18 protein-coding genes are annotated in these 21,200 nt (G+C 46.6%); 14 read left to right on the top strand and 4 right to left on the bottom strand.

What is annotated here, in order from left to right; translation table 11 throughout:
• Positions 1-67 precede the first annotated feature (67 nt).
• Complete coding sequence (locus tag GWP43_RS07455; protein ID WP_162663640.1) at positions 68-853, top strand: outer membrane lipoprotein-sorting protein; 786 nt, start codon at positions 68-70, stop codon at positions 851-853.
• A gap of 15 nt (positions 854-868) precedes the next feature.
• On the top strand, positions 869-2,428 hold the full coding sequence (locus GWP43_RS07450) for a DUF1302 family protein (protein WP_162663639.1): 1,560 nt from the start codon (positions 869-871) through the stop codon (positions 2,426-2,428).
• 354 nt (positions 2,429-2,782) lie between these two features.
• On the opposite strand, the gene GWP43_RS07445 is transcribed toward GWP43_RS07450, so the two are convergent.
• Entirely contained in the window at positions 2,783-3,823 is a 1,041-nt protein-coding gene (locus GWP43_RS07445; protein ID WP_162663638.1) for a GNAT family N-acetyltransferase, read from the bottom strand.
• The gene (locus GWP43_RS07440; protein WP_162663637.1) at positions 3,807-5,087 is read right to left on the bottom strand and encodes a hypothetical protein; all 1,281 of its coding nucleotides are present in this window, start codon (positions 5,085-5,087) and stop codon (positions 3,807-3,809) included. Before GWP43_RS07440 ends, GWP43_RS07445 begins: the two co-directional genes overlap by 17 nt.
• Before the next feature lie 45 nt (positions 5,088-5,132).
• Here GWP43_RS07440 and GWP43_RS07435 point away from each other — a divergent pair, with 45 nt between their 5' ends.
• The 3 genes from GWP43_RS07435 to GWP43_RS15245 are packed head-to-tail and all read left to right on the top strand — an operon-like array spanning position 5,133 to position 9,316.
• Entirely contained in the window at positions 5,133-7,550 is a 2,418-nt protein-coding gene (locus GWP43_RS07435; protein WP_162663636.1) for a Lon protease family protein, read from the top strand.
• Positions 7,551-7,569: 19 nt separating this feature from the next.
• On the top strand, positions 7,570-9,114 hold the full coding sequence (locus tag GWP43_RS07430; RefSeq protein ID WP_269138837.1) for a potassium transporter TrkG: 1,545 nt from the start codon (positions 7,570-7,572) through the stop codon (positions 9,112-9,114).
• Positions 9,104-9,316 carry a potassium transporter TrkG gene (locus tag GWP43_RS15245; RefSeq protein ID WP_269138836.1) on the top strand — a complete coding sequence of 71 codons (213 nt, stop codon included), beginning with the start codon at positions 9,104-9,106 and terminating at the stop codon, positions 9,314-9,316. Before GWP43_RS07430 ends, GWP43_RS15245 begins: the two co-directional genes overlap by 11 nt.
• A 52-nt stretch (positions 9,317-9,368) precedes the next feature.
• Here GWP43_RS15245 and GWP43_RS14810 read toward each other — a convergent pair whose 3' ends face one another.
• On the bottom strand, positions 9,369-10,868 hold the full coding sequence (locus GWP43_RS14810) for an ATP-binding cassette domain-containing protein (RefSeq protein ID WP_230977593.1): 1,500 nt from the start codon (positions 10,866-10,868) through the stop codon (positions 9,369-9,371).
• Positions 10,840-11,862 carry an ABC transporter substrate-binding protein gene (locus tag GWP43_RS07415; RefSeq protein ID WP_162663635.1) on the bottom strand — a complete coding sequence of 341 codons (1,023 nt, stop codon included), beginning with the start codon at positions 11,860-11,862 and terminating at the stop codon, positions 10,840-10,842. Before GWP43_RS07415 ends, GWP43_RS14810 begins: the two co-directional genes overlap by 29 nt.
• A 316-nt stretch (positions 11,863-12,178) precedes the next feature.
• Here GWP43_RS07415 and GWP43_RS07410 point away from each other — a divergent pair, with 316 nt between their 5' ends.
• The 9 genes from GWP43_RS07410 (at position 12,179) to GWP43_RS07370 (ending at position 21,194) form a co-directional block, all read left to right on the top strand.
• Positions 12,179-13,651 carry a phospholipase D-like domain-containing protein gene (locus GWP43_RS07410; protein WP_230977592.1) on the top strand — a complete coding sequence of 491 codons (1,473 nt, stop codon included), beginning with the start codon at positions 12,179-12,181 and terminating at the stop codon, positions 13,649-13,651.
• Between the two features lie 26 nt (positions 13,652-13,677).
• The gene (locus GWP43_RS07405) at positions 13,678-14,370 is read left to right on the top strand and encodes a potassium channel family protein (protein WP_162663634.1); all 693 of its coding nucleotides are present in this window, start codon (positions 13,678-13,680) and stop codon (positions 14,368-14,370) included.
• Between the two features lie 71 nt (positions 14,371-14,441).
• Positions 14,442-15,197: a hypothetical protein gene (locus tag GWP43_RS07400; RefSeq protein WP_162663633.1), complete on the top strand. Its 756-nt coding sequence runs from the start codon at positions 14,442-14,444 to the stop codon at positions 15,195-15,197.
• Between the two features lie 332 nt (positions 15,198-15,529).
• Positions 15,530-16,714, top strand: a complete 1,185-nt coding sequence (locus GWP43_RS07395; RefSeq protein ID WP_162663632.1) for an anhydro-N-acetylmuramic acid kinase — start codon at positions 15,530-15,532, stop codon at positions 16,712-16,714.
• A 64-nt stretch (positions 16,715-16,778) separates the two neighbouring features.
• A complete protein-coding gene (locus GWP43_RS07390; RefSeq protein WP_230977591.1) occupies positions 16,779-17,432 on the top strand; it encodes a hypothetical protein in 654 nt (217 codons plus the stop codon).
• 501 nt (positions 17,433-17,933) lie between these two features.
• Positions 17,934-18,686, top strand: coding sequence for a thiamine ABC transporter substrate-binding protein (locus GWP43_RS07385; protein WP_230977590.1), 753 nt, complete (start codon positions 17,934-17,936; stop codon positions 18,684-18,686).
• A gap of 35 nt (positions 18,687-18,721) precedes the next feature.
• Complete coding sequence (locus GWP43_RS07380; protein WP_162663631.1) at positions 18,722-20,371, top strand: ABC transporter permease; 1,650 nt, start codon at positions 18,722-18,724, stop codon at positions 20,369-20,371.
• Between the two features lie 146 nt (positions 20,372-20,517).
• The gene (locus GWP43_RS07375; protein WP_162663630.1) at positions 20,518-20,787 is read left to right on the top strand and encodes a type II toxin-antitoxin system RelB/DinJ family antitoxin; all 270 of its coding nucleotides are present in this window, start codon (positions 20,518-20,520) and stop codon (positions 20,785-20,787) included.
• Complete coding sequence (locus tag GWP43_RS07370) at positions 20,784-21,194, top strand: PIN domain-containing protein (RefSeq protein WP_162663629.1); 411 nt, start codon at positions 20,784-20,786, stop codon at positions 21,192-21,194. The genes GWP43_RS07375 and GWP43_RS07370 overlap by 4 nt, the downstream gene beginning before the upstream one ends.
• Positions 21,195-21,200: the final 6 nt, after the last annotated feature.

Genomic DNA, 21,200 nt, shown 5'->3' with positions numbered 1-21,200 from the left:
AGCGATTTACGTGCAGCAGTAATTACCAATTACGCATTACAAATTACCAATTAAAAGAGGAGGATGTATGAAAATTATAAAACACGTAATTGCGCTGATTGTGTTTGCAGCGATGGCCGTAAGCCTTGTCTTTGCACAAGAGCTGACGGGGAAAGAGATTATGCAAAAGGTTGATAAGCGCGAAAAAGCTGCAACCGATTCATTTACGATGCGGATGACGCTGATCAATTCCGGCGGTAAAAAGCGGGTGCGCCAAGTTACGGCATATTCGAAGGATTACGGCAGCGAGAAAAAAACGGTGATGATGTTTACGCTGCCCGCTGATGTAAAGGGCGTCGGCTATCTTTCTTTCTCGTATGATGATGCGGCAAAAAGCGATGACCGCTGGCTCTATATGCCTGCGCTTAAAAAGGCGAAGCGTATTTCCGGTTCTTCAAGTCAGGACTATTTTATGGGTACCGATTTTACCTACGATGATATAAGCGGGCACAAGATCGATGACTACACGTACACACTGCTTGCGGAAGAAACGGTGGACGGGAAAAACTGCTGGAAGATTGAATCGGTTCCGGTAAAAAAATCGATGTATTCAAAATATATTTCGTGGATTGATAAGGAATCGCTGGTGCAGGTAAAGGCGGAATTTTACGATGAGCAAGGTTCGCTGTTGAAAGTGCTTACGGTAAGCGGCATCGGGAAAAAAGACGGCTTTTGGACTGCGGGCAAAATGGAGATGAACAACCTGCAAAAAAAACACACAACCGTTATCGAAACGCTCAAGCACGAGTTCAATAAAAACATTTCGGACTCGTATTTTAGGGTGAATTCTCTGGAGGAAGGGAAGATTAAGTAAAGGAGTAACTACAATATGAAAACGATACGGACATACACATCGGTCGTCGCGTTTTGTTTACTGTTTTTTGTATTGACGCTTCCCTGTAGTGCGCAGGAGGCAGCAGGCGTAGACGAAAAGGCAGGAACAGCTCACGCAGCGGATTCATCCTCCGGTGGTCAAGCCGAATATCAAACAACTGATAATTCAACAGATGATGAATTTTCCGATGATGCGGAAGATAGCAGCACAAAACCGGTATTCACGGTAAGCGGTAAAATTGGGACGCTGCACGGAGTGCGCTGGAATGATGCTAAAAAAAATCTCGAATACGGGGCATCCCGTTCGATTGCCCGGATAAACGGTGAGGTCTCTGCCGGTTCTTCTTACGCAGTTATTTCCGCCGCAGCCGAGTACAATTACCGGAACCCTGCGCGCACGGGCTTCCGCCTGAACGAAGCGTATTACCGCTATTCGGGTGAGATATGGGATATCAGTGTCGGGCGGCAGGTTATTGTGTGGGGGCAGGCTGACGGGTTTAAGCTTACGGATGTGTTAAGTGCGCGGGACAGCTCGGAGTTTATCGCCTTTAGCGGCGATGATGCGCGGCTTCCGTCGGACAGTATCCGTCTGCGTTTTTTTCACGATCTGTTTACGTTTGAAGCGATTGCCGTACCGTTTTTTACCCCGAATAAGCTGCCGCGCTTCGGCTTTGAAGACGGTGCAAAGAACGGTCTCTACTATATCGACACGCCGGATACCTATAAGACGGCGATTGGTTCTATTCCTGTTAAGTACACAAAGACGGAAAGCACAAAACCAAAGATGTTTACCGACACGGAAGCGGCCGCCCGTTTTTCGTTCTTTTTACCCGGCATCGATTTTTCCGTTTCCGGCTTCTACGGCTGGGATAAAAATCCACGCTTTGTAAAAAGCGGGTATGCAAAAAAGGGTTTGTTTAATCCAGCCGGTACACATCATCCACTTTTAAATCCATACGTACCGAAAGAACTGCACACCAATTTAAATGAAGAGTATTATCGTATCGGAATGGCGGGTATTGATGCGGCGATTCCTGCAGGCGATGTAACAATCCGGTTGGAAACGGCGTGGGTAGGCGGACGATATTTTGAACCGAAAGGGATGCTGTCATCTTTGCCGATTGCACAACTTATGGACAAAACTTCCGGTGCTGATGTTCCGATACCCTTTAATGCTCCGGTTAAAAAACACCAGCTGCTGATGCTTGCCGGTATTGACTGGATTAAAAGCTCGTGGACGCTGAGCGCTCAGTATTTTGAAGACCTTATTCTCAATCATAAAGACGATATAGAGCGTCCGATGCACAAGGGCTTTGTCAGCCTCAATGTAAGTAAAACATTTTTACGCGATACGCTGAAACTTTCGGCAAGCGGCGTTGTCGATATAAACTACGGCAGCACATCCAGCACCTATTCGGTTAGCTATGCCCTCACCGATAATATCAATTTTGCACTCGGCGGGGATGTGTACACCAAAGGCTATGACGGTAAGGGCGATTTTGCAGCCTTACACAAGATAAGCGCTATATGGGTAAAAGGGACGTTTACGTGGTAGAACATTCATGGATAATGTATTAAAAATAGCTGCTGTTTCTTGATCGTAAGCATCTTATTGGAGCAGTAGGCAATCACCTTCCGATTCAGTAAGTAGGGGGCTATGGCTGTAATTCTTCATATAAAGGGAAGGTCATATAATGAATGTTCGCTTTTTCCAGTAGAATACATATACAGTCCCGTAACTTACTATATGTATTATCTGGAATGTCCATATATGTTCAGTATATACAGAGTATCTTTTTTCGCCAAATATTTTTATATCTTACAATCAAGTCGCTATACATTTGAGCGCTCAGTATTTCGAAGACCTCATCCTCAATCATAAAGACGAATAGAGCGGTTTTACGCACTATCACTCCCCGATAAGCTCATGTCCGGAGACATTCTTTCCTGTTCTTATATCTGCGATTCTCTTATCAAGTACTGCGCTGTTTTCAGGAGAATAGAATGGATCTTGCCTCGCTTTCCAGTAACTCATTCTAAGCAGCCCGCACTGCTCAAAGCCGAGTTTTTTGTATACGCGGAGGGCGGCTGTGTTGGCGGTTTTTACGAAGAGTGCGAAGCCGTGCGCTTCTGCGCTGTGGGTATTGATGAGATGCGCAACGGCGGCTGCAGCTAATCCTTTGTTCCGGTATGCGGGCAGGGTGTAGACGCCGCCGATTTGGAACCAGTGAAAGCCCTGCGCATTGGTTCCGGCCTTTGCGACGATGTGTCCGTCTGCCGAGACCTTGTAGATGTATTCGGTTGTAAGGCGGGCACACAGCGACAGTTTGCAGACGGCAGGGTTTATCGGGCGGCCTTCGTAGGCAACCTCGGTATTTTCATAATCAAGCTGGAGCGGGAAGAGCTCTATAAGATCATTCTCCGTTGCGCGTTCAATGGACAGCGCGGCATTCAGCGTGGTATTCAGTTTTGACTCCGCTGTTTGAAAGAATGTATCCGTACAAGGTTTGGCGCACCGCATCAGGTAGTAATCTACGGCGGCGTCGAGCCGGATATGTGCCGCTTCGGACATAACCCGCTCAAAGAGAAGCGTGTGTTCGCGGATGCCCGCAACGGCGTGGAGTTCCTTGTAAGGAAAGTCCTCACTTAAAAAAAATCTGCCGAAATCTAAGACCGTTTCTTCTGGAATGTCAGTGTCGATACAGTGGAATAAAAGCCCATACGTGCTGAACAGTAAGACCCCGCAGCAGATTTTTTGCGGTTGCGGACAAGTTTGCCGTTGCGGGCAGGCATAGACAGCCGCTGCCTTTTTATACCGCGGAGCATAGTCGGGGTACAAGCAAAGCCGCAGCTGCTCTGCAAGATCGATGCAACGGTATTCGTGCTGTCGCACGAATGCAGCCGCGTCATAGATAGTCTCCGGGGTCAGCAGTTCAAAACAGTAGTGCATACCGGTTAAATGCCGCGGCTGCTGCGGCTTTGTCCTGTCTGCCGATGCTGCGGCCGCTGCCTAAGAGTTCCGCTGCGAGGGCATCCTCTGCGCGCAGTTGTCCGAAGCCTGCGAGTTCGGAGTAGGGGCGGATGTAACAACAGAACGGCAGCGGCCGCTCCGGCTGTGTGGGGGCAGTTGCCGGAGCTGCGGAAACTGCGGGAGCTGTCTCAGCCGAACCGTTCCCGCCGGCACCTGCTGCTTGCTCTGATGCTGCATCAGATACGGCGGTAGTATCCGCTGCTGAATTGTCCTCAGACGGAAGTTCCGGATTGTGTTCCCGCATGGTTTGTATCCATCCGTCGGGGGCGGACGGCAGCGGCTCTTCTTCGGAAAGGCTGAAAAACACACCCGTAAATACACCCGGATTTTCCGTACAAAAGTGCGCGGCTAAATCGGTATAGATTCCTTCCGCATATAAAAATATCCGTTTATTGCGTCCGTAACGTGCAACCGTTTGTTCAAGAAAGTCGGCAAAGAACGCAGCCGTCTGCGGGTCATCTTCTTTTATTAAATACCGTTGCTCTTTTTTCCCGACGAGGTGCAGCAGCTTGCGGTACAGTTCGATACGCGGAATAAGGCCGCGCGGTTTGAGCCTCGTGATTTCCGCAACGGTATAGCCTTGATCCGCCAGAAGAGAGGCGAGCGTTTCCGGCCGTTCGGTGTATGGAAAGGCGTCGGCAATAATCACCAGCGCTCTTTTATCGGCGCCGCCCTGCCGCTCAATCAACAATCCTTCGATAGGATTCCGCGAAGTGGAAGAATCAGGTGAAGTGGAATCGGCGGTCTGCTCGGCAGTATCTTTATTGGAACCGGCGCTTGTTTTGTCGGTTAATTCGATCGAACGGACGGTCAGTGGATATTCGGTTCTGATACTTGCTTCCGGCGCAAATCTGAATGCGCAATACGCGACTCCGCAAAAAAGGCACAATAACACAATGCGCAGCATCATCGATGCGATACCGTAAAAATCGTTCAGCATCCCTTGGAAAAACGCAATCAGCCGTATTATTTCCGAAAGGCAGACAATCAGAACAAAGAGAACGAGAATAAAAAGATAGAGAACGATTCCCTGTCCGATGATAATGCAGATACAGACAAAGAGGCTCAGAAAAGGTAGAATAGGAATTGCACGGCCTTTTTTTAAGCTTTTTGAAAACGGGCGCAGTAATACCGGCAGTAAGAGGAGCAGAACGACAAGCTCGCTTAGTAACAGATCGGTCATATTTTTTCCTTTTGTATCTCATAATCATTGAGGAGAGTGAAGCTATTGAATACATCATCAACGTCAAACATCCCGCAGCAGGCTTCGGCACAGGAGCTTCCGCTTTCAGAAATTCAATTCAATATACCGGAATCGAAAATCGCCGCATTAAAAACACAGGCGCCGCATAAGCCGATTGTCGGGCAGCTCCGCGCGGTGTCCGCATTGGAACTCGGCTTAAGTATTCGGGACGACGGCTACAACATTTTTATTATGGGAGCGCCGGGAACAGGCCGCCGGACGGTTCTCTCTTCGCTGCTCAAGGACTATAAACCAAATACCGCCGCCTTGCAAGATATTGCGTATGCGCATAACTACCGGCATCCGGCGGAACCGATCGCGCTATTTTTTCCGGCGGGGGAGGGCAAGAAGTTTCAGCACAGTCTCAAGAATGCGGTTGAAGCTCTCTATAAACAGGCGCTGCAGATTGAAAAGTCGGAGAATTTTTTGTCTGCTCAAAAGAAGATTATGTCGGCGGTCGACAGCGACGAAAATTCCCTGCTTGCAAATTTTGAAGTAACGATGCTATCACGGGGATTTAAGCTCTTGCAGCTGAAAGACGATTCCAATCAATCCGTCGATTTGATTCCGCTCATTAAAGGAAAAGAGGTTCCGTTCGGGGAGCTGCAGCTGCTGGTTGCGCGGAAGAAGTTTTCCGAACAAGCGCTCAACGATTTGCGTGAAACATATTACCGCTCGCTCGATGAGCTGGCCGATCTTTTTGCCCTGCTGCGGAAAAACCGAACGGAGGCTGAAGAAAAGCTCAAGCAGCTGTACATCGATTTACTCAAACCGATTGTCGCGGCGGAGCTTGAGCAGCCTTGTGCGCTGTTGAACGGCTATCCTGCAGAAACCGATATACAGAAAAAACACAACGAGAAGATTGCGTCTTTTTTAAAAAAGACCGAGACGGATTTGATTGCCCGTGCCGTGATGTATGCAGCGCCGTTTAAGTCTCCGCGACACAAGAAGGCTTTTTTCGGGCGGTATGCAATCAATCTGATTTGCGAAAATACGGATGATAAATCCTACGTTATCGATGAAAATCAGCCGAATTTTTCCAATCTCTTCGGGACAATCGAGGGGCACGGTGATGAAGAAGACGGACTGCTGAACGGCCATTTACGGCTGCGCGGCGGAGCGGTACACCGTGCCTTAGGCGGCTTTTTGGTGCTGCGGCTGAAAGACCTTTTGGAAGAAGAAGATTCGTGGGTGTATTTAAAGCGGGTGCTGCAGTCGGGACGTATCGCCGTGCAAGCGCCGCCTGCCGGTACGCATACGCCTTCTCTTTTAAAGCCCGAACCGATTCCTGCACAACTGAAGGTTATCATCATCGGCGGCGAATATTCCTATGAGATTCTCTATCAGGAGGATCCCGACTTTTATAAACTGTTCAAGGTGTGCGCAGAATTTGATTCGGTGATGCCGCTGACTGATGAAAACTTGGCCGCCGTTTTGGCGCTCATCGAAACCTTTGTAAAAGACCGGCATTCGCTGCCGTTCAGCGATTCGGGGTATGCGAAGTTGCTTGCCTATGCGGTTGAACTTTCGGAGAGCCGGCATTTGATTTCCGCTCAGTTTACGAAGATTGCGGATTTTGTTGCGGAGGCGAATTATACGGCGAAGCAACAATCGTGCGAGCTTATCACCGATGAGATCATTACCAAAACAATCGAGCGGCGGCATTACCTTGCGGCCTTACCCGAAGAAAAATTCGCCGAGATGGTGCAGCTCAAAGAAATTTTAATCGACACCTCCGGTACCGCAGTGGGAAAAATCAACGGGCTTGCCGTAGAGGAGCGCGGCTTCCATACCTTCGGCATACCGGTGAGCGTTACCGCACAAGCCTCTCCGGGTACTGCCGGTATTATCAACATCGAGCGGGAGGCGGGGCTTTCCGGTGAAATTTACGATAAGGCGCACCTCATCATCAGCTCGATTCTCCGGCAAAAATACGCGCCTGATTTTCCGCTGTCGATTTCCGCTGCAATCTGCTTTGAACAATCGTACGGTATGATCGACGGAGACTCCGCTTCCTGCGCCGAGCTTTTCACGCTGCTTTCCGCAATCGGGGGCATCCCGCTTAGGCAGGACATTGCGGTAACCGGTAGTTTGAATCAGCTTGGTATGGTGCAGCCGGTGGGCGGTATTTCGGAAAAGATAACCGGCTTTTTCGATACCTGCGCGATTCTCGGGCTTACCGGCACGCAAGGGGTGATGATTCCTCAGGGCAATAAAAATAATCTCTTTTTGCCGGAGCGCGTCATCAATGCAATTGCCGAAAAGCGGTTTAAGATATGGGCGGTCAGCAATATCGATGAAGGTATCGAGCTCTTGAGCGGTATGAATACGGCGGATGTTACCGTACGCGTTTCTGCCGCACTTCGAGACTTTGCGGAAAAAGTGAAAGCATTTAGGAAGTAGGAAAAAGGATTGGACTGATATGAATACCATAGTAATCAAACTCCGTACAAATCTTTCGGGCGTTGCCTTTATACTCAGTTTGGCAGTGCTGTTTTTGCAGCAGTTTTATGCTTCTCTTGCCGCTACTATTGTTATTCATGCGATAGATGCAATCATTTTGCTTCTTATTATTGCGGAAACGTTTTTACCGATGCGGCATGAAAAGTATTTTCAGCAGTATGTTCAAAAACATGTTGCGCTGTGTTTAAGTACGCTTCTCTTTTGTGCAGTTTTTATCTTTTTTAAAATAAAAATCGGTTTTATTCCTACGTCGCCGGAATTGATTCTTATGTTTGCGCTGATCAAGAACATTTTTCTATTTGGGAAAATCATCAAGAATACGGCGGACAGTGCGGGCGGCACGGAGCGGATAATGTTGAACCCTGCAGGAACTTTGCTTATTTCATTCTTCATGGTGATTATTACCGGTGCCTTTTTGTTGATGCTTCCGGCAGCTACTCCCGACGCAGGTCATCTTGACTTTTTGACTGCACTATTTACTGCAACTTCTGCAGTCTGTGTTACCGGCTTGAGTATTATCGATGTCGCGACAGAATTGACAACAGTCGGAAAAGTAATCCTCGTTTTGCTTATTCAGATCGGCGGACTTGGTATTATGGTGTTCTCGTTTTTCGGTATGCTCGCGTTTCGGCGCAAGCTGTCTATTGCGGAAAAGCTGACCGTTTCGTATATGGTGAGCGAAGATGATATGTCGGGATTGTTTAAAGCGCTCCGCGTCATTGTTGGGTCTACCTTTTTAGTTGAAGCTGTCAGTGCCGGTTTTTTATTTCTCGGGTTTTCACGCACCATGGGAGCATCCGCCAAGACACTTGGTTTTGCGGCTTTTCATGCGGTCTCCGCTTTTTGTAACGCAGGTTTTGCGCTCTTTTCCAATAATCTCGAATCCTTTATCGGCGATCCTATTATCAGTTTAACGATTAGCTTTACGATTATCCTTGGAGGTATCGGTTTTGCGGTTATGTACGATACGGCGCGTAAAATAAAAACCGAAACGTGTAATGCGTTCAAAAAGAAAAAGACAACGTTTTTCCTTCCGTTGAATACGCAGATCGTGCTTATAATGACTGCGGGCATTCTTTTTATCTCGTTTGCGGCGTTTTATCTGCTGGAGCATACTCATGCGATGAAGGATTTTTCACTTCGAGAACAATACCTCGGCGCTTTCTTTCAGGCGGTTACCCTGCGGACGGCGGGTTTCTCAACGGTGTCCTTTGCTTCCCTGACGAATGCGACGCTGCTTATGATGATTTTTGTAATGTTCGCAGGCGGCGCATCGGGCAGTACGGCCGGCGGTATTAAGCTGAACACTGTTGCGGTGGTCTTCGCGTTTTTCCGTTCGTTTCTAAAAAACGACCGGACGGTCGTTATCAAAAAAATGTCGATACCCGATGAGCAGGTAAAAAAAGCTTTTCTTATTCTCGGTTTCGGTTTGACGATTGTGTCCGCTGCCATATTTGTATTGACGGTAACCGAATCGCTGCCGTTTTTTACCCATGGCGTTTGAAACGGTTTCCGCCTTTGCAACGGTTGGGCTCTCTACCGGCATAACGGCGCAGTTCAGTGTTGCCGGTAAACTGATATTGGTCTTCCTCATGTTTATCGGCAGGGTAGGGCCGCTTACCATTCTCACTGCTGCCGGAAAAAAAAGGAAGGCAGCGATACCGTCGAATATCCGTACGGCGCTATTTCGATCGGGTAACACTTGAACCTGATACGGCCTTTTGCTTCAGCCTAAGAGAAGTGAAGTGGTAGCGTTTGTCAATGACCGTTGGGAACATCCAGCGTAATGCCTTCGATAAGCTGCGTGAATACCGGGTCGTGCGTTACACATAGGACTGTCCGCCGCTGCTGCCGGACAATACGGGAAAACACTCTCGCCGCCGCTTTTTTTGTTTCGGGATCGAGGGAGTCAAAGGCCTCGTCGAGGAGCAAAATTTCCGAAGGGTAGGCGAGTGCACGGGCTAAACTGACTCGCCGCTGCATACCGCCGGAAAGTTCCGCCGGTAGAAAATGCTCAAACCCTTGTAAGCCGAACATCTGTAAATATTGCCGTGCAATACGCTTTGCCTTTTCCGTTCCGTAATCCGGCGGCAGTATATAGCGGATATTCTGTTCTGCGGTGAGGTGTGGGATAAGCCGCAGGTCTTGATAGGCAAAACCGATTTTCGCATTGGGCGGCAATATGCGTATCGTTCCGTGTTGAGGGTGCAGAAAACCTGCAATTAAAAAAAGCAGCGTTGTTTTGCCTCTACCGGAGCGGCCGAGGATATAATTTATCCGCGCAGGTTTAACCTCAAGTGAAAAAGATTGAAACACCGGTACCGATTCAAAATTAAAAGAGATACGGTCAATATGTATTTCGGCAGCTTGTTTGCCGATATCTGCATATACGTCAGTATCGAAGTTTTCTCCGGTGTTGACAGGTGTGTCGGGTAGAGCGGTATCAGCATCCGCTGTCTGCATCGCTTTGCGGGCTTTATTATATGAAAGAATACGTTTTGCTGCCTGCTCCATAAGAGCGGCAAAGACGATCACAATGATTCCCCAGCCGAAAATCGTTGCGGTATCCAACTGAGCACGTGCAATCTGGAACTCCGTACCGATGCCTCTCCGTGGCTGGCTGAGTACTTCGGCGGTAACCATAACCTTTACCAACAACCCAAGCGTTGCGGAATATGCGGTGAGTGTAAACGGCCTAATGGAAGGAATGTACAGCTGTTTAAGTTTGCGCACGAAGGAGACTTGGAAACCGGTAGACATTTGGATAAGACGAATGTCGATGTTTTTAACGCCGTTTACCACGCCGCGGTACAGCAGCGGAAGCGCGATAAGGCTTGCGACAAAAATAGGGGTGATCTCGGAATTAAACCATATCAGCGAGAGGAGCAGAATACCCATCGTCGGGACAGCACGCATGGCAGTTTCAAAAGGGCTGAGCGCTGCTTCGATTCGCGCGGACACGCCGGCTGCAATTCCCAGTAAAAAAGCAATGACGGTATCTATAGCGATCGTTGCCGCAATGCGTAAAAGCGTTGCAGCAACGGTTAAAAAGAAATCTTCTCCGGTAAGAATATCGACCGTAGCGGCGGCAATAGCTTCAAGTCTCGGCACAATGAGCGGTTGTGCTATCAGCACGGCTGTTAACTGCCATAGTCCCAGCCCCGCGACGAGTCCGCAGAGCCGGTATACTGCTCGAGTTCGGTCCTTACCGTTGCCGCTGCCCGTATCGCTATTTTGCTGTGGTGTAATAGAAATCATCCTGAGGCATGGCCCCGCCGATAAATTTCGGATCAGCCTTATAGAGAATGGAGAAATATCGCTCAAGTGCGGGGCGGGTTTGTTCGGCGTTCACAAACTGCATATTCATTCGGCTTATTCCTTTTGCAATAAGCGGTGCTTGAATACCTTTTTGCAGCTTTGCGGTGGCTTCTCCCGCTTGCTTGGGGTTTTCTTTTGCCCAGTTTATTGATTGTTCCAGTTGAGCTAAGAAGCGAGCAACGTAATCGGGATGATTTTCGATGAGTTTTTTTTGTACGACCACGACTGCCTGTGGGTAGGAGCTGTCTCCACCGAGTTTTTCTTTCCATGCGTTCTGTACGTCGAGGAACACCTTTGATCCGGGTTTTTTGGTTAATACCATGCTAACCATCGGCTCAGGTAAAATAACAAAAGAGCCTTTTCCGCTGATAAAAGCAGCTGCCGCTTCTTGTCCCGACTGTACATAGTTAAAGATTACGTCCTTATCGGGAGTAAGTCCGTAGGCGTTTAAAAGCTCCCGTACCGTGACATCCGGGGTAAGACCTCTTCCGAAAGTGATAATTGTTTTTCCTCTTAAATCTTCGATAGAATTGACTGATTCTGAGGTAAGTCCATAGAGAATTCCCCAAACGACGGCGCCTGCAAGTCGGACACCGGTACCTTTTGCGTATAAAATAGCGGAGAGGTTTGAAGGGACGATAGCGATATCCGCTTCTCCGGAAAGCAGCCGTGCTTGCAGCATATCGGGTGCTTGCAACACTTCATATTCCGTAACCGCACCGTCGGCAACAGCGGCGGCGTCGGATGCCATTTTTGCGATACAAATTGCCGGAGCATTAGCGGGCACAACCACCTTTACGGTATAAGCTGCTTGAGCGGATGAATTGCCGGCTGATTTTGCCTGAGCCGCCGTGGCCGGCTCCTTTTTACCGCCTGCACAGAGCATCGCGGTGATACAACAAAATAAAAACGCTATAACATAGTGTTTTTTCATAAAATACTCCTTAGATTTAATTTGTAAGCCTGTTATAACATATTTGCTCAAGCATGTATAGGTATCTCTAAAAACTCGGTTAGCTTTTTAGAGATGCTCGCGGGGAGTTTAATATGCAAGTGCTCTGCAGCGGGGCATGTTGATTATCCTCACGTTTACATTTTGTGCTTAATCGGATACAGTTCCCATAAGCGAGGATAATACGAAAGAAAAAAAACGGAGAAAACGCAAAGGTTTATATTTACTCAAAAAAGGCCGGAAGGGACTTGTACGTGCACTGTTTAGCCGTTTAGGGGTATTCCTCGTTTTATTAGGCTTGCAGGCATTTATTTTATTCAGTATTCCGTATCGGTTTAAAGAAATATTCCCTTATTATTCTATTGTCCAGTCTTTATTCATCGTTGCGATGGTGCTGTATTTACTGAATTCCGATATTGATCCTACTGCAAAAATTACGTGGCTTGTTATCATCATGATGCTCCCTGCATTCGGCGCTTTGTTGTTTTGGTATACCCAAAGTGATCCGGGAAACCGCTTGGCGCGGAAACATCTGAATAATCTTTTTACGCTGACGCAAGATACTATTCCGCAAGATCCGCAGGTTGCCGCTTCTCTTGCAGTACAAGATAAGGGTGCTGCATCGCTTGCTCAGTATCTCCGATATACCGGATGTCATCCGGTTTTTAATCAAACTGAAGTAACATATTTCCCTTCCGGAAAAGCGAAGTGGAAAGAAATGCTTATTCAACTGAAACAGGCAAAGCATTTTATCTTTTTGGAGTATTTTATTATAGAAGAAGGTCTGATGTGGGGAAGCGTATTGGAAATATTGGCGCAAAAAGCGAAAGAGGGCGTCGATGTCCGAATTATGTATGATGGTACTTGCGAGTTTTCTACATTGCCGCATGACTATCCTGAGCGTTTGGAAAAATTAGGAATTAAATGTAAGATATTCGGGCGGCTTACACCGTTTCTCTCAACACGCTATAATTACCGAGACCATCGCAAAATCCTGGTGATTGACGGTAAAGTTGCGTTTAACGGCGGCGTTAATTTAGCGGATGAATATATCAATGTTATTCATAAATACGGATACTGGAAAGATGCCGCCGTCATGCTGCACGGCGCCGCGGTTAAAAGTTTTACGCTGATGTTTTTGCAGTTGTGGAGCATACACGAAAAAGAATGGGATTTTAATGAGTATGTGAATGTTCCCGCCAATATCTTGCCGGTTTCTGCAGCGGGGTTTGTTATTCCTTTCGGAGACAGTCCCGTCGATCAAAATAAAGTCGGCGAGTGTGTGTATATGGATATCCTCAACAGAGCGCAGCGGTATGTGCATATCATGTCCCCCTACCTTATTCTCGACGGGGAAATGGAAACGATGTTGAAGTTTGCGGCAGAGCGCGGCGTGGATATTACATTGATCTTGCCGGGTATTCCCGATAAAAAAGCTCCGTACGCATTGGCAAAAACCCATTACGCTCCTTTGCTCGCGTCGGGAGTACGAATTTATGAATATACGCCGGGCTTTGTGCATGCAAAAGTTTTTGTGTGTGATGATCGGGAAGCTGTTGTCGGCACCATCAATTTGGATTATCGCAGCCTCTATCATCATTTTGAATGCGCTACTTATTTATATGGTGCCGACTGTATCAATGATATTGAAGCGGATTATCAATCCGTATTAAAACAGTGCAGGGCGGTAACGACTGAAACGATCCGACAGGAGAAATGGACGGTTAAAGCTTCCGGCATTGTGTTAAAAGCTATCGCACCGTTGATGTAGAGGGCATCTCTAAAAGGAGAACGACTATGGATGTACAACAAAATTTTGCGGTTATCGGATTAGGAGAATTCGGCATTCGGGTTTGCGAAATGCTGGCGGAAGGCGGCGGCTCGGTTGTTGCGTTTGACCACGATGCGCAAGCTGTCGATCGGGTAAAAAAATTTGTCCCGGCGGCTATGGTGATCGATACTACCGATGAAAATGCGTTTAAGAAAGCTCCGCTCGACGATATTGATGTTGCTATCGTTACGATCGGCGACAATAAAGAAGCGAGTATCTTGACGACGACGCTGCTGAAGGAACGGGAAATTCCCTATATTGTAGCGCGGGCGGTTTCTCCGCTCCATGCGATAGTATTAAAGCGGGTAGGGGCAAATCGAGTGTTAAAGATTGAAGAAGAGTCGGCTACCCGTATTGCACATGAATTGATTAATCCCGATGCACTCAATTCGCTTTCCGTTATCGAGGGATATGGAATCTGCGAAGTAAAAGTGCCGAAGTTTTTTATCGGTAAAACACTCTCGCAAGTTGCGCTCAAAGAAAAATTCAATATAACGCTCATTACGGTTGTCCGGCTTGAGCTTGATATCGATACGGTCGGCAATCCTTTGAACCGCGAAGTGATGTATGAACCGGATGATAATCTTGTATTGCAGGCAGGCGATAAACTCTTTGTGCTTGGCAGCGTCGAAAAAATTGCGGAATTTAGAAACATCTAAAGAGCAGCTTTTAGAAACTTGGACAGCTTTTTAGCGATGTTTCGGAATGTCTAACGAATAGGAATGTATGTATGATTATTATCGGAAAAAAGAAATTGATCGGGGCGGTACTTTTTTCATTTGCACTTATTTTAGCGACTGCAATTTGGGGATATAAAGTCGGAATGCAGAGTTCGCTTAAAAGCGATTCGGAACTGGTGCTGTTTTTCGGATTTATCGGAGCAGGGTTGGAGCTTTGCCTATTGATTGCAATGCTCGTCTATGCAAAAAGAAAAGAAAGTGATTTTTTAATGGTCGCAAAGGCTATTCAGCTGAACGGCGTATTATCGAATTCCCGTGCAAAAAAATTGGGAAATTTAGGTGCCACACTACAGGAAGCGCTCGATGATGCCTATCAAATTACCGCACAAAAGAGCTTAAAGATTGCAGGATTAAACGGTCTGGTTGATGAACTCTTATTGATTATCGATCGCCCTCTTCTGGTTGTGAGTCTTACCGGAACCATTCTGAATTTCTCCGCTAAAGCACAGGAGAAAACGGGTTGTAAACAAGGGGATGCGCTTTCCGAAATAGCTCCCGGTATCAGCCTTAAAGAAGCGATTCAAAATGCAGCGCTCACTCGTACAGCTATGCAGCAAGATACACATATCGTGTGTATGCCGGTGTTCTCGGCTACCGGTACGCTGTCATTCTTTTTGATTGATCTCTCCGATCAGCCGATTGTGAGCAAGGTCATGGAAAATGTCAAACATTTAATACAAAAAACGGATACCGAAAAAAAACAGAAAAAGCCGTTTTTAAAATTCTTCCAAAAAGACCGCGACTAACTGAGGGTAAACGCATCAGACATTTTGTTGATAGCCCCGCAGAATAAGTGAGGTTGTTCAACCAGAACTGCCAAGGATGGCAGTGGTTCCATACAGTAGCGATGTTTTGTCTATAGGCAAAACTCGCCTTCAACTGATGTACACGGATGTACAACAGTTGAAGATGGTTCAAATGGTCTCGCAACCTCACTTATTCTGCGATTTTTATATGCTGGTCTGATGCGTTTCCCCCTTCTTCTTAGATAAAGTGTGCAAAATTTTGGATAAAATTTTGCACAAAAGGAATACAACCGCTTAGAATATTTAAACGCGGTTGTCCTCGGGAACAATATATGAAGTATTTGGATTTTATAAACGGAAAAAAAGGAAAAACGGCGATTGGGCTTATGAGTGGAACGTCTGTTGACGGTATTGATGTGGTGCTGCTGACTATTACCGGCAGCGGGCTCGATACGCATATTACGGAGTGGGCATTTCTGACCGTGCCTTATTTGCAAGAAGTACGACAGCGGCTGTTGGCACTTGCTTCCGGTTCTTTCGGCGGCAGCGAAGAGTTAAGCGCGATGAATGTTTATCTTGGGGAACTATTTGCGGACGCCTGCTTTGCCGTATGCAAAAAGGCGAAGGTCGATATTAGTACGGTTGACTTTATCGGTTCGCATGGGCATACGGTTTTTCATGCACCGAATGAACGGTGCTACTTCGGCAAGAATATTAAAAGTACGCTGCAAATCGGTGAAGCCGCTGTTATTGCAGAGAGAACCGGATGCGTTACCGTTGCCGATTTCCGCGTTCGGGATGTCGCTGCGGGCGGGGCAGGGGCGCCGCTTGTTCCGTTTACCGAGTATCTGCTATACCGGGAACCAGGTACGGTAATCGGCTTGCAGAATATCGGCGGTATCGGCAATATCACGCTTTTGCCTGCCGATGCCGATATGGGCGGCATTATCGCTTTTGATACCGGCCCGGGCAATATGCTGATAGACGGCTTAATGTGGCTTATCACCGGCGGTACGCAAAATTATGACGAAGACGGCAAATGTGCCGCTGCCGGTGCGGTCGATTCGACCTTACTGGAATTTTTAAAAGCCGATCCTTATTTGCAATTAAAACCGCCTAAGACCACCGGCAGAGAACATTATTCCAAAGCGTTTATACAAGCGCTCTACGATAAAGGTAAGGCGCTGCAGTTGCCGCCGGAAACAATTGTGAGAACGGCAACCTATTACACTGCGTATTCAATCGCGTATTCGCTTAATACATTCGGATTGCCGATGCCGCAAAAGCTGATAGTCGGCGGAGGCGGCTGCAGAAATCCCGTCATCTTAGATCATCTGCGGCAGCTATTGCCTGAATGTTCCGTGCTAACCAATGAGGATATCGGTAAAAACAGCGATTCAAAAGAAGCGTGTGCCTTCGCCGTACTTGCAAACGAAGCGCTCTGCGGCAATCCGAATAACGTCCCGTCTGCAACGGGGGCCAAGAAGTTTGTCGTGATGGGAAAGATCAGTATATAAAAAGGACGGTAAAGCTTTAAAAGATGAAAACAATTAAGGTAAAAAGCTGTGAGAGGAGATACCTATGTGGGGTATGCTATTTTTTTTATTGCTCATGTATATTTATATTCCGTTTTTAGTTTTAAAAAATGAAAAGAGTACGTTATATTTTAGAATAATTGTGATCGTATCAAATATAAGCCTAATCTTTTTATCATTATCCTCTTTTTATCTCGTGAGGCGTTTTAGTTTTCTCGGGGTTCTTATACTTTTAGGTCTATGTATATTAAGTATCATTTTAAATATTTTATTTGTGATCACAAAAACGATAAAAGCAAAAGCAATAAAACAATTAGTTTTTTTAATACCGATTATGTGTTCTCTTTTATTCAGTTTTTTGATTGAGAAAAACCAGCTATCTGAAAAAATTGCCTTAAAAATAGAATTCAAAAGATACAAAAATGAACTTGATAGTTATATCACAAACAATGTAGAAAATAAAAATATCCGGGTATTTAATAATTATGTCGGAATTATATGGGATCCGGGATTTTTAGATACATACAGCGTTATCATTTATGATAAGCATAATAATTTAGATATGTTGTATCATTCATCTGCAGATACATATATGGATAAAGAGATGTACAGTGAATTTCAAGAAGCATTCAGATATCCAAGAATTGTCAATGTGATAAAGATTGAAGATCATTACTTTAGATGTAATATGCATGAATAACAGTTATGCGATTCTATATTTTCAAAAGCTGATAAATCGCTTGCACTTTTTTTGCGAATATACTAGGATACGCGAACTTGGGGTGCCGGAACAGTGGATAGGAATCTTTAAGAACCTCATCGGCTTTTTAGAGATGATCACCGCTATTCGTTCCGTGCTGAGAGCATACCCGAAAAAGGCGTCCGTACGGAGGCCTTACACCTGATCCGGATAATGCCGGCGGAGGGAATAATGAAGTTACGTCTTTATTTCTTTTTTGTTTATCGTATGTTCAATCATACTGCCTTCAACCGCTTTTGCAGGCGGAAAACAAGATACTGCGGAAAAAATCGTTGTTGTCTATACCTATGACTCCTTTGCTTCTGAATGGGGACCGGGCGCCGAAATAGCCAAACGCTTCAAAGAGCAAACGGGCTACACCGTAAATTATGTGATCTGCGAGGATTCCGGTTCCGTCCTATCGAAAGCGATGGCTGAAAAAAAAAGAATCCGCGTGCCGATGTGCTGCTCGGTATCAATGCGTTTCTTGTCGATAAGACGCGCAGTGCAGGCGTTCTGGAACCGTATACCTCTCCGAATTTGGATAAAGTTGTTCCGAAACACGTTATAATGACTGATGATCAACTACTCACCCCGTATGATTGGGGCTATTTTGCGATTATGTATGACACTCAATCAAAGGTGCCTGCTCCTCAGTCGCTGGAAGATTTAACAAAACCCGAATATGCAAAATCCTTGGTTATCATGGATCCCCGCACAAGCGCTCCCGGCTTAGGTTTTGCCGCATGGACAAAGGCTGTTTACGGGAACGATTATCTTTCGTACTGGAAAAGACTGATGCCTTCCATCCTGACGATGAGCCATTCGTGGAGTGCCGGATACGGGCTGTTTACGGCGGGGGAGGCTCCGCTTGCCGTCAGCTATACCACCAGTATGGCCTATCACATCCGATATGATAAAACAGATCGGTATCAGGCATTGACATTTGCCGAAGGGAATATGATTGCGCTTGAGGGAATGGGCGTCGTTAAGAATGCGCCGCATAGAGCAGCGGCTCACGCTTTTATCGATTTTATGCTGACCGAAAAAGCGCAGGAAGTGTTGCCCGAAACGCAGTGGATGTATCCGGCAAATACCGCGGTGCAGCTTCCCGAATCATTTAAAACAATCCCGATGCCGAAAAAATCGCTGACGATTTCCGGGACCGAGGCGGAAACGGCGGTAGACGCTATTATTTCAGTATTGGAAAAATAACCAACCGTATTTTCGCATTTTTATCGCAGAATTGTATGGTTTCAATTAATCGATACGCTGCGAAGCGGACACTACTGCAAAACACGTTTGTAGTAGGCGGCGGGTTGTTATTCTGTGCGGTGCTGATTGCTTTTTTCGTACCGCTCGGAGCTGCCGTTTTTCCGGCTTTCGGCGGGGGCGCTTCTGCAGCGGCCTTTCGGCCTTTATGGAAGGCTGCCCGCTTTACCGTGATGCAAGCGTTTCTCTCTGCGGCAGGGGCAAGCGGTATCGGCCTCTGTGCGGCGTTTTTTTGCGCCCGCCGGAGGTTCTTCGGACGAAAGTTGTTGCTCTCTCTTTCGGCGATACCCTTGAGTGTGCCGCCGGTGGTTATCGCGCTCGCGTTTATCCTGTTCTTTGGAAAAAACGGTTTACTGAACAAACTGCTTGCGGCGGTTTCGGCAGGGGAGCTTTCAATCGGCACCTTCCTTTATTCTACCGGCGGCATTCTGCTTGTACACACCTTTTATAATTTTCCCATCACGATGCGTACCGTATCCGCCGCATGGGAACAACTCCCTGAGGAAACCGAACAGGCTGCTCTTTTGCTCGGAGCCTCACCGCTGCGTATTTTTAGAACGGTTATCTTTCCGGCATTAAAGGCGCCGCTATGCGCTTCGTTCGTCATTATCTTTTTATATTGTTTTTTCAGCTTTGTGATTATTCTGTTGCTGGGCGGTCTCGGCGTAACAACGCTGGAGGTTGAGCTGTATCAAACCATCCGCAGAGATATACACGCGAGTACCGCGGCGCATATTGCGCTGACGGAAACCGGTATCGCAGCGGCTGCGGTAGGGCTGTACGCTTATTTAAGGAGCAGAACACCCGATCATACTGAAAACACCCAATACGCCCGCAGCCGGTTGCGCATCAGCGGCGCAGCGGAACATATCTTTTTTGCCGTGCTTATCTGTGTTATCTGTTTTTGTTTACTGTTTCCGCTCGGTTCTCTGGTGTGGTATTCCTTTTCGAGTCCTAAGGCGCCGCTCACGATAACCGTTGATGCGTGGCGGCAGCTTTTGCAGCGGCCTCACTTTTGGGGCGCGGTGCAGCACACTGTGCAGACAGGGATCGGAACCGCTGTGCTTTCCGTAACGGCTGCGCTTTTTTTTGCGTATGCAGCGTTTCAAGCGAATGGGAAGTGGTATAAAAGCCTGCCGCTTATTCCTTTTGCAGTTTCTTCTATTGTATTGGGATCGGGGTGGTTGAAGCTTGATACCATGCCGTCGCTGTTGTTGCTGGTTGTTGTGCAAAGTTCGCTTGCGTGGCCCTTTGCGTGGATGCAAATAGAGACCGGCCTCGCAAAAATTCCCCGTTCGGTACTCGACGCCGCCCGGCTTTTGTCTTCTTCCCGCACGGATGCATTTTTTCGGGTATTTCTACCGTTATGCAAAACCGGTATTATATCTGCACTGTGCTGCGTGTTTGCAATCAGTGCGGGGGACGCATCGCTGCCACTTCTGCTTCACATTCCGAACTTTGAAAACCTCGCGCTGATGCTGTTCCGCTTTGCCGGTTCGTATCGGTTCACTGAAAGCGCCGGTATTGCGGTGATTCTTGCCGTGCTGACGGGCTCGCTCTTTTATATTCAGGACACGGTGAGGGAGCGCGGACAAACGCATCAGACGTTTTGTCATGTCCGCCACTGATGGCGGTGATATATAAAGAAGCATTACAAATAGTTAGAAATGCTATTATTTTAAAATTACCCTGCTTTAACCTTGAAAAACTACTTATTTAAATATACAATATTAATACGAGTGTATGAATACCGAATACTAAAAAGGAGTCAATAATGACAAATACAACACTTGTTCAAGTTAGAGTTGATGAAGCGCTAAAAGATAAAGTTACCCATATCTATGATTATTACGGACTGGATTTACCGACAGCCATCAGGATTTTTATGAAAAAAACGGTTGCTGTTAATGGGCTCCCTTTCGACCTTAGAGATGAATCAAATAAAAAAAATATCTGGCACTATTTTGGCAGCGGCAAAGATATCGAAATGAATATATCTGCCGAACCGGATTTTTCTGCTGATACAAAACTGGAGACCCTGTGAAGTATTTTTTAGATTCAAATATTATAATCTATTTCATAAAGGGAAAATTTCGTACCATTGGAGAAATGCTGGAGGCACATGACAGAGATATAGTAATTCCCTCTGTTGTTCTTGCCGAGCTTGAATATGGGGCAAGGAATTCCAACGATTATGAAAAGACAATTTCAGTTTATAAACCGTTTTTGGATTTATATCCGACAGCTGTTTTTGATAAAAAATCGTCAGTGGAATACGGAAAATTAAGAAAAATTTTATCGTCAAATGGTGTCATAATCGGTCCGAATGATATGATGATTGCAGCAACAGTGCTAGCAAACGGTGGAACATTGATAACACATAATGTCGGAGAGTTTTCAAGAGTAGAAGGCTTATTAATTGAGGATTGGACGATAGAATATTCGGTATAACACTCA

This window comes from Treponema vincentii (genome assembly GCF_010365865.1).
GTDB lineage: Bacteria > Spirochaetota > Spirochaetia > Treponematales > Treponemataceae > Treponema.
Note: the sequence above shows the minus strand (reverse complement) of the source record. Positions and strands in the feature narration are given on the sequence as shown.

Excerpts from the sequence above, each read along its gene's own strand:
- GWP43_RS07380 (WP_162663631.1), top strand. The coding sequence starts at position 18,722 with ATGGTTTCAATTAATCGATACGCTGCGAAGCGGACACTACTGCAAAAC.
- GWP43_RS14810 (WP_230977593.1), bottom strand. The coding sequence starts at position 10,868 with ATGATTTCTATTACACCACAGCAAAATAGCGATACGGGCAGCGGCAAC.
- GWP43_RS07375 (WP_162663630.1), top strand. The coding sequence starts at position 20,518 with ATGACAAATACAACACTTGTTCAAGTTAGAGTTGATGAAGCGCTAAAA.
- GWP43_RS07405 (WP_162663634.1), top strand. The coding sequence starts at position 13,678 with ATGGATGTACAACAAAATTTTGCGGTTATCGGATTAGGAGAATTCGGC.
- GWP43_RS07390 (WP_230977591.1), top strand. The coding sequence starts at position 16,779 with ATGTGGGGTATGCTATTTTTTTTATTGCTCATGTATATTTATATTCCG.
- GWP43_RS07430 (WP_269138837.1), top strand. The coding sequence starts at position 7,570 with ATGAATACCATAGTAATCAAACTCCGTACAAATCTTTCGGGCGTTGCC.
- GWP43_RS07455 (WP_162663640.1), top strand. The coding sequence starts at position 68 with ATGAAAATTATAAAACACGTAATTGCGCTGATTGTGTTTGCAGCGATG.
- GWP43_RS07440 (WP_162663637.1), bottom strand. The coding sequence starts at position 5,087 with ATGACCGATCTGTTACTAAGCGAGCTTGTCGTTCTGCTCCTCTTACTG.
- GWP43_RS07400 (WP_162663633.1), top strand. The coding sequence starts at position 14,442 with ATGATTATTATCGGAAAAAAGAAATTGATCGGGGCGGTACTTTTTTCA.
- GWP43_RS07445 (WP_162663638.1), bottom strand. The coding sequence starts at position 3,823 with ATGCACTACTGTTTTGAACTGCTGACCCCGGAGACTATCTATGACGCG.
- GWP43_RS07415 (WP_162663635.1), bottom strand. The coding sequence starts at position 11,862 with ATGAAAAAACACTATGTTATAGCGTTTTTATTTTGTTGTATCACCGCG.
- GWP43_RS07395 (WP_162663632.1), top strand. The coding sequence starts at position 15,530 with ATGAAGTATTTGGATTTTATAAACGGAAAAAAAGGAAAAACGGCGATT.
- GWP43_RS07450 (WP_162663639.1), top strand. The coding sequence starts at position 869 with ATGAAAACGATACGGACATACACATCGGTCGTCGCGTTTTGTTTACTG.
- GWP43_RS15245 (WP_269138836.1), top strand. The coding sequence starts at position 9,104 with ATGGCGTTTGAAACGGTTTCCGCCTTTGCAACGGTTGGGCTCTCTACC.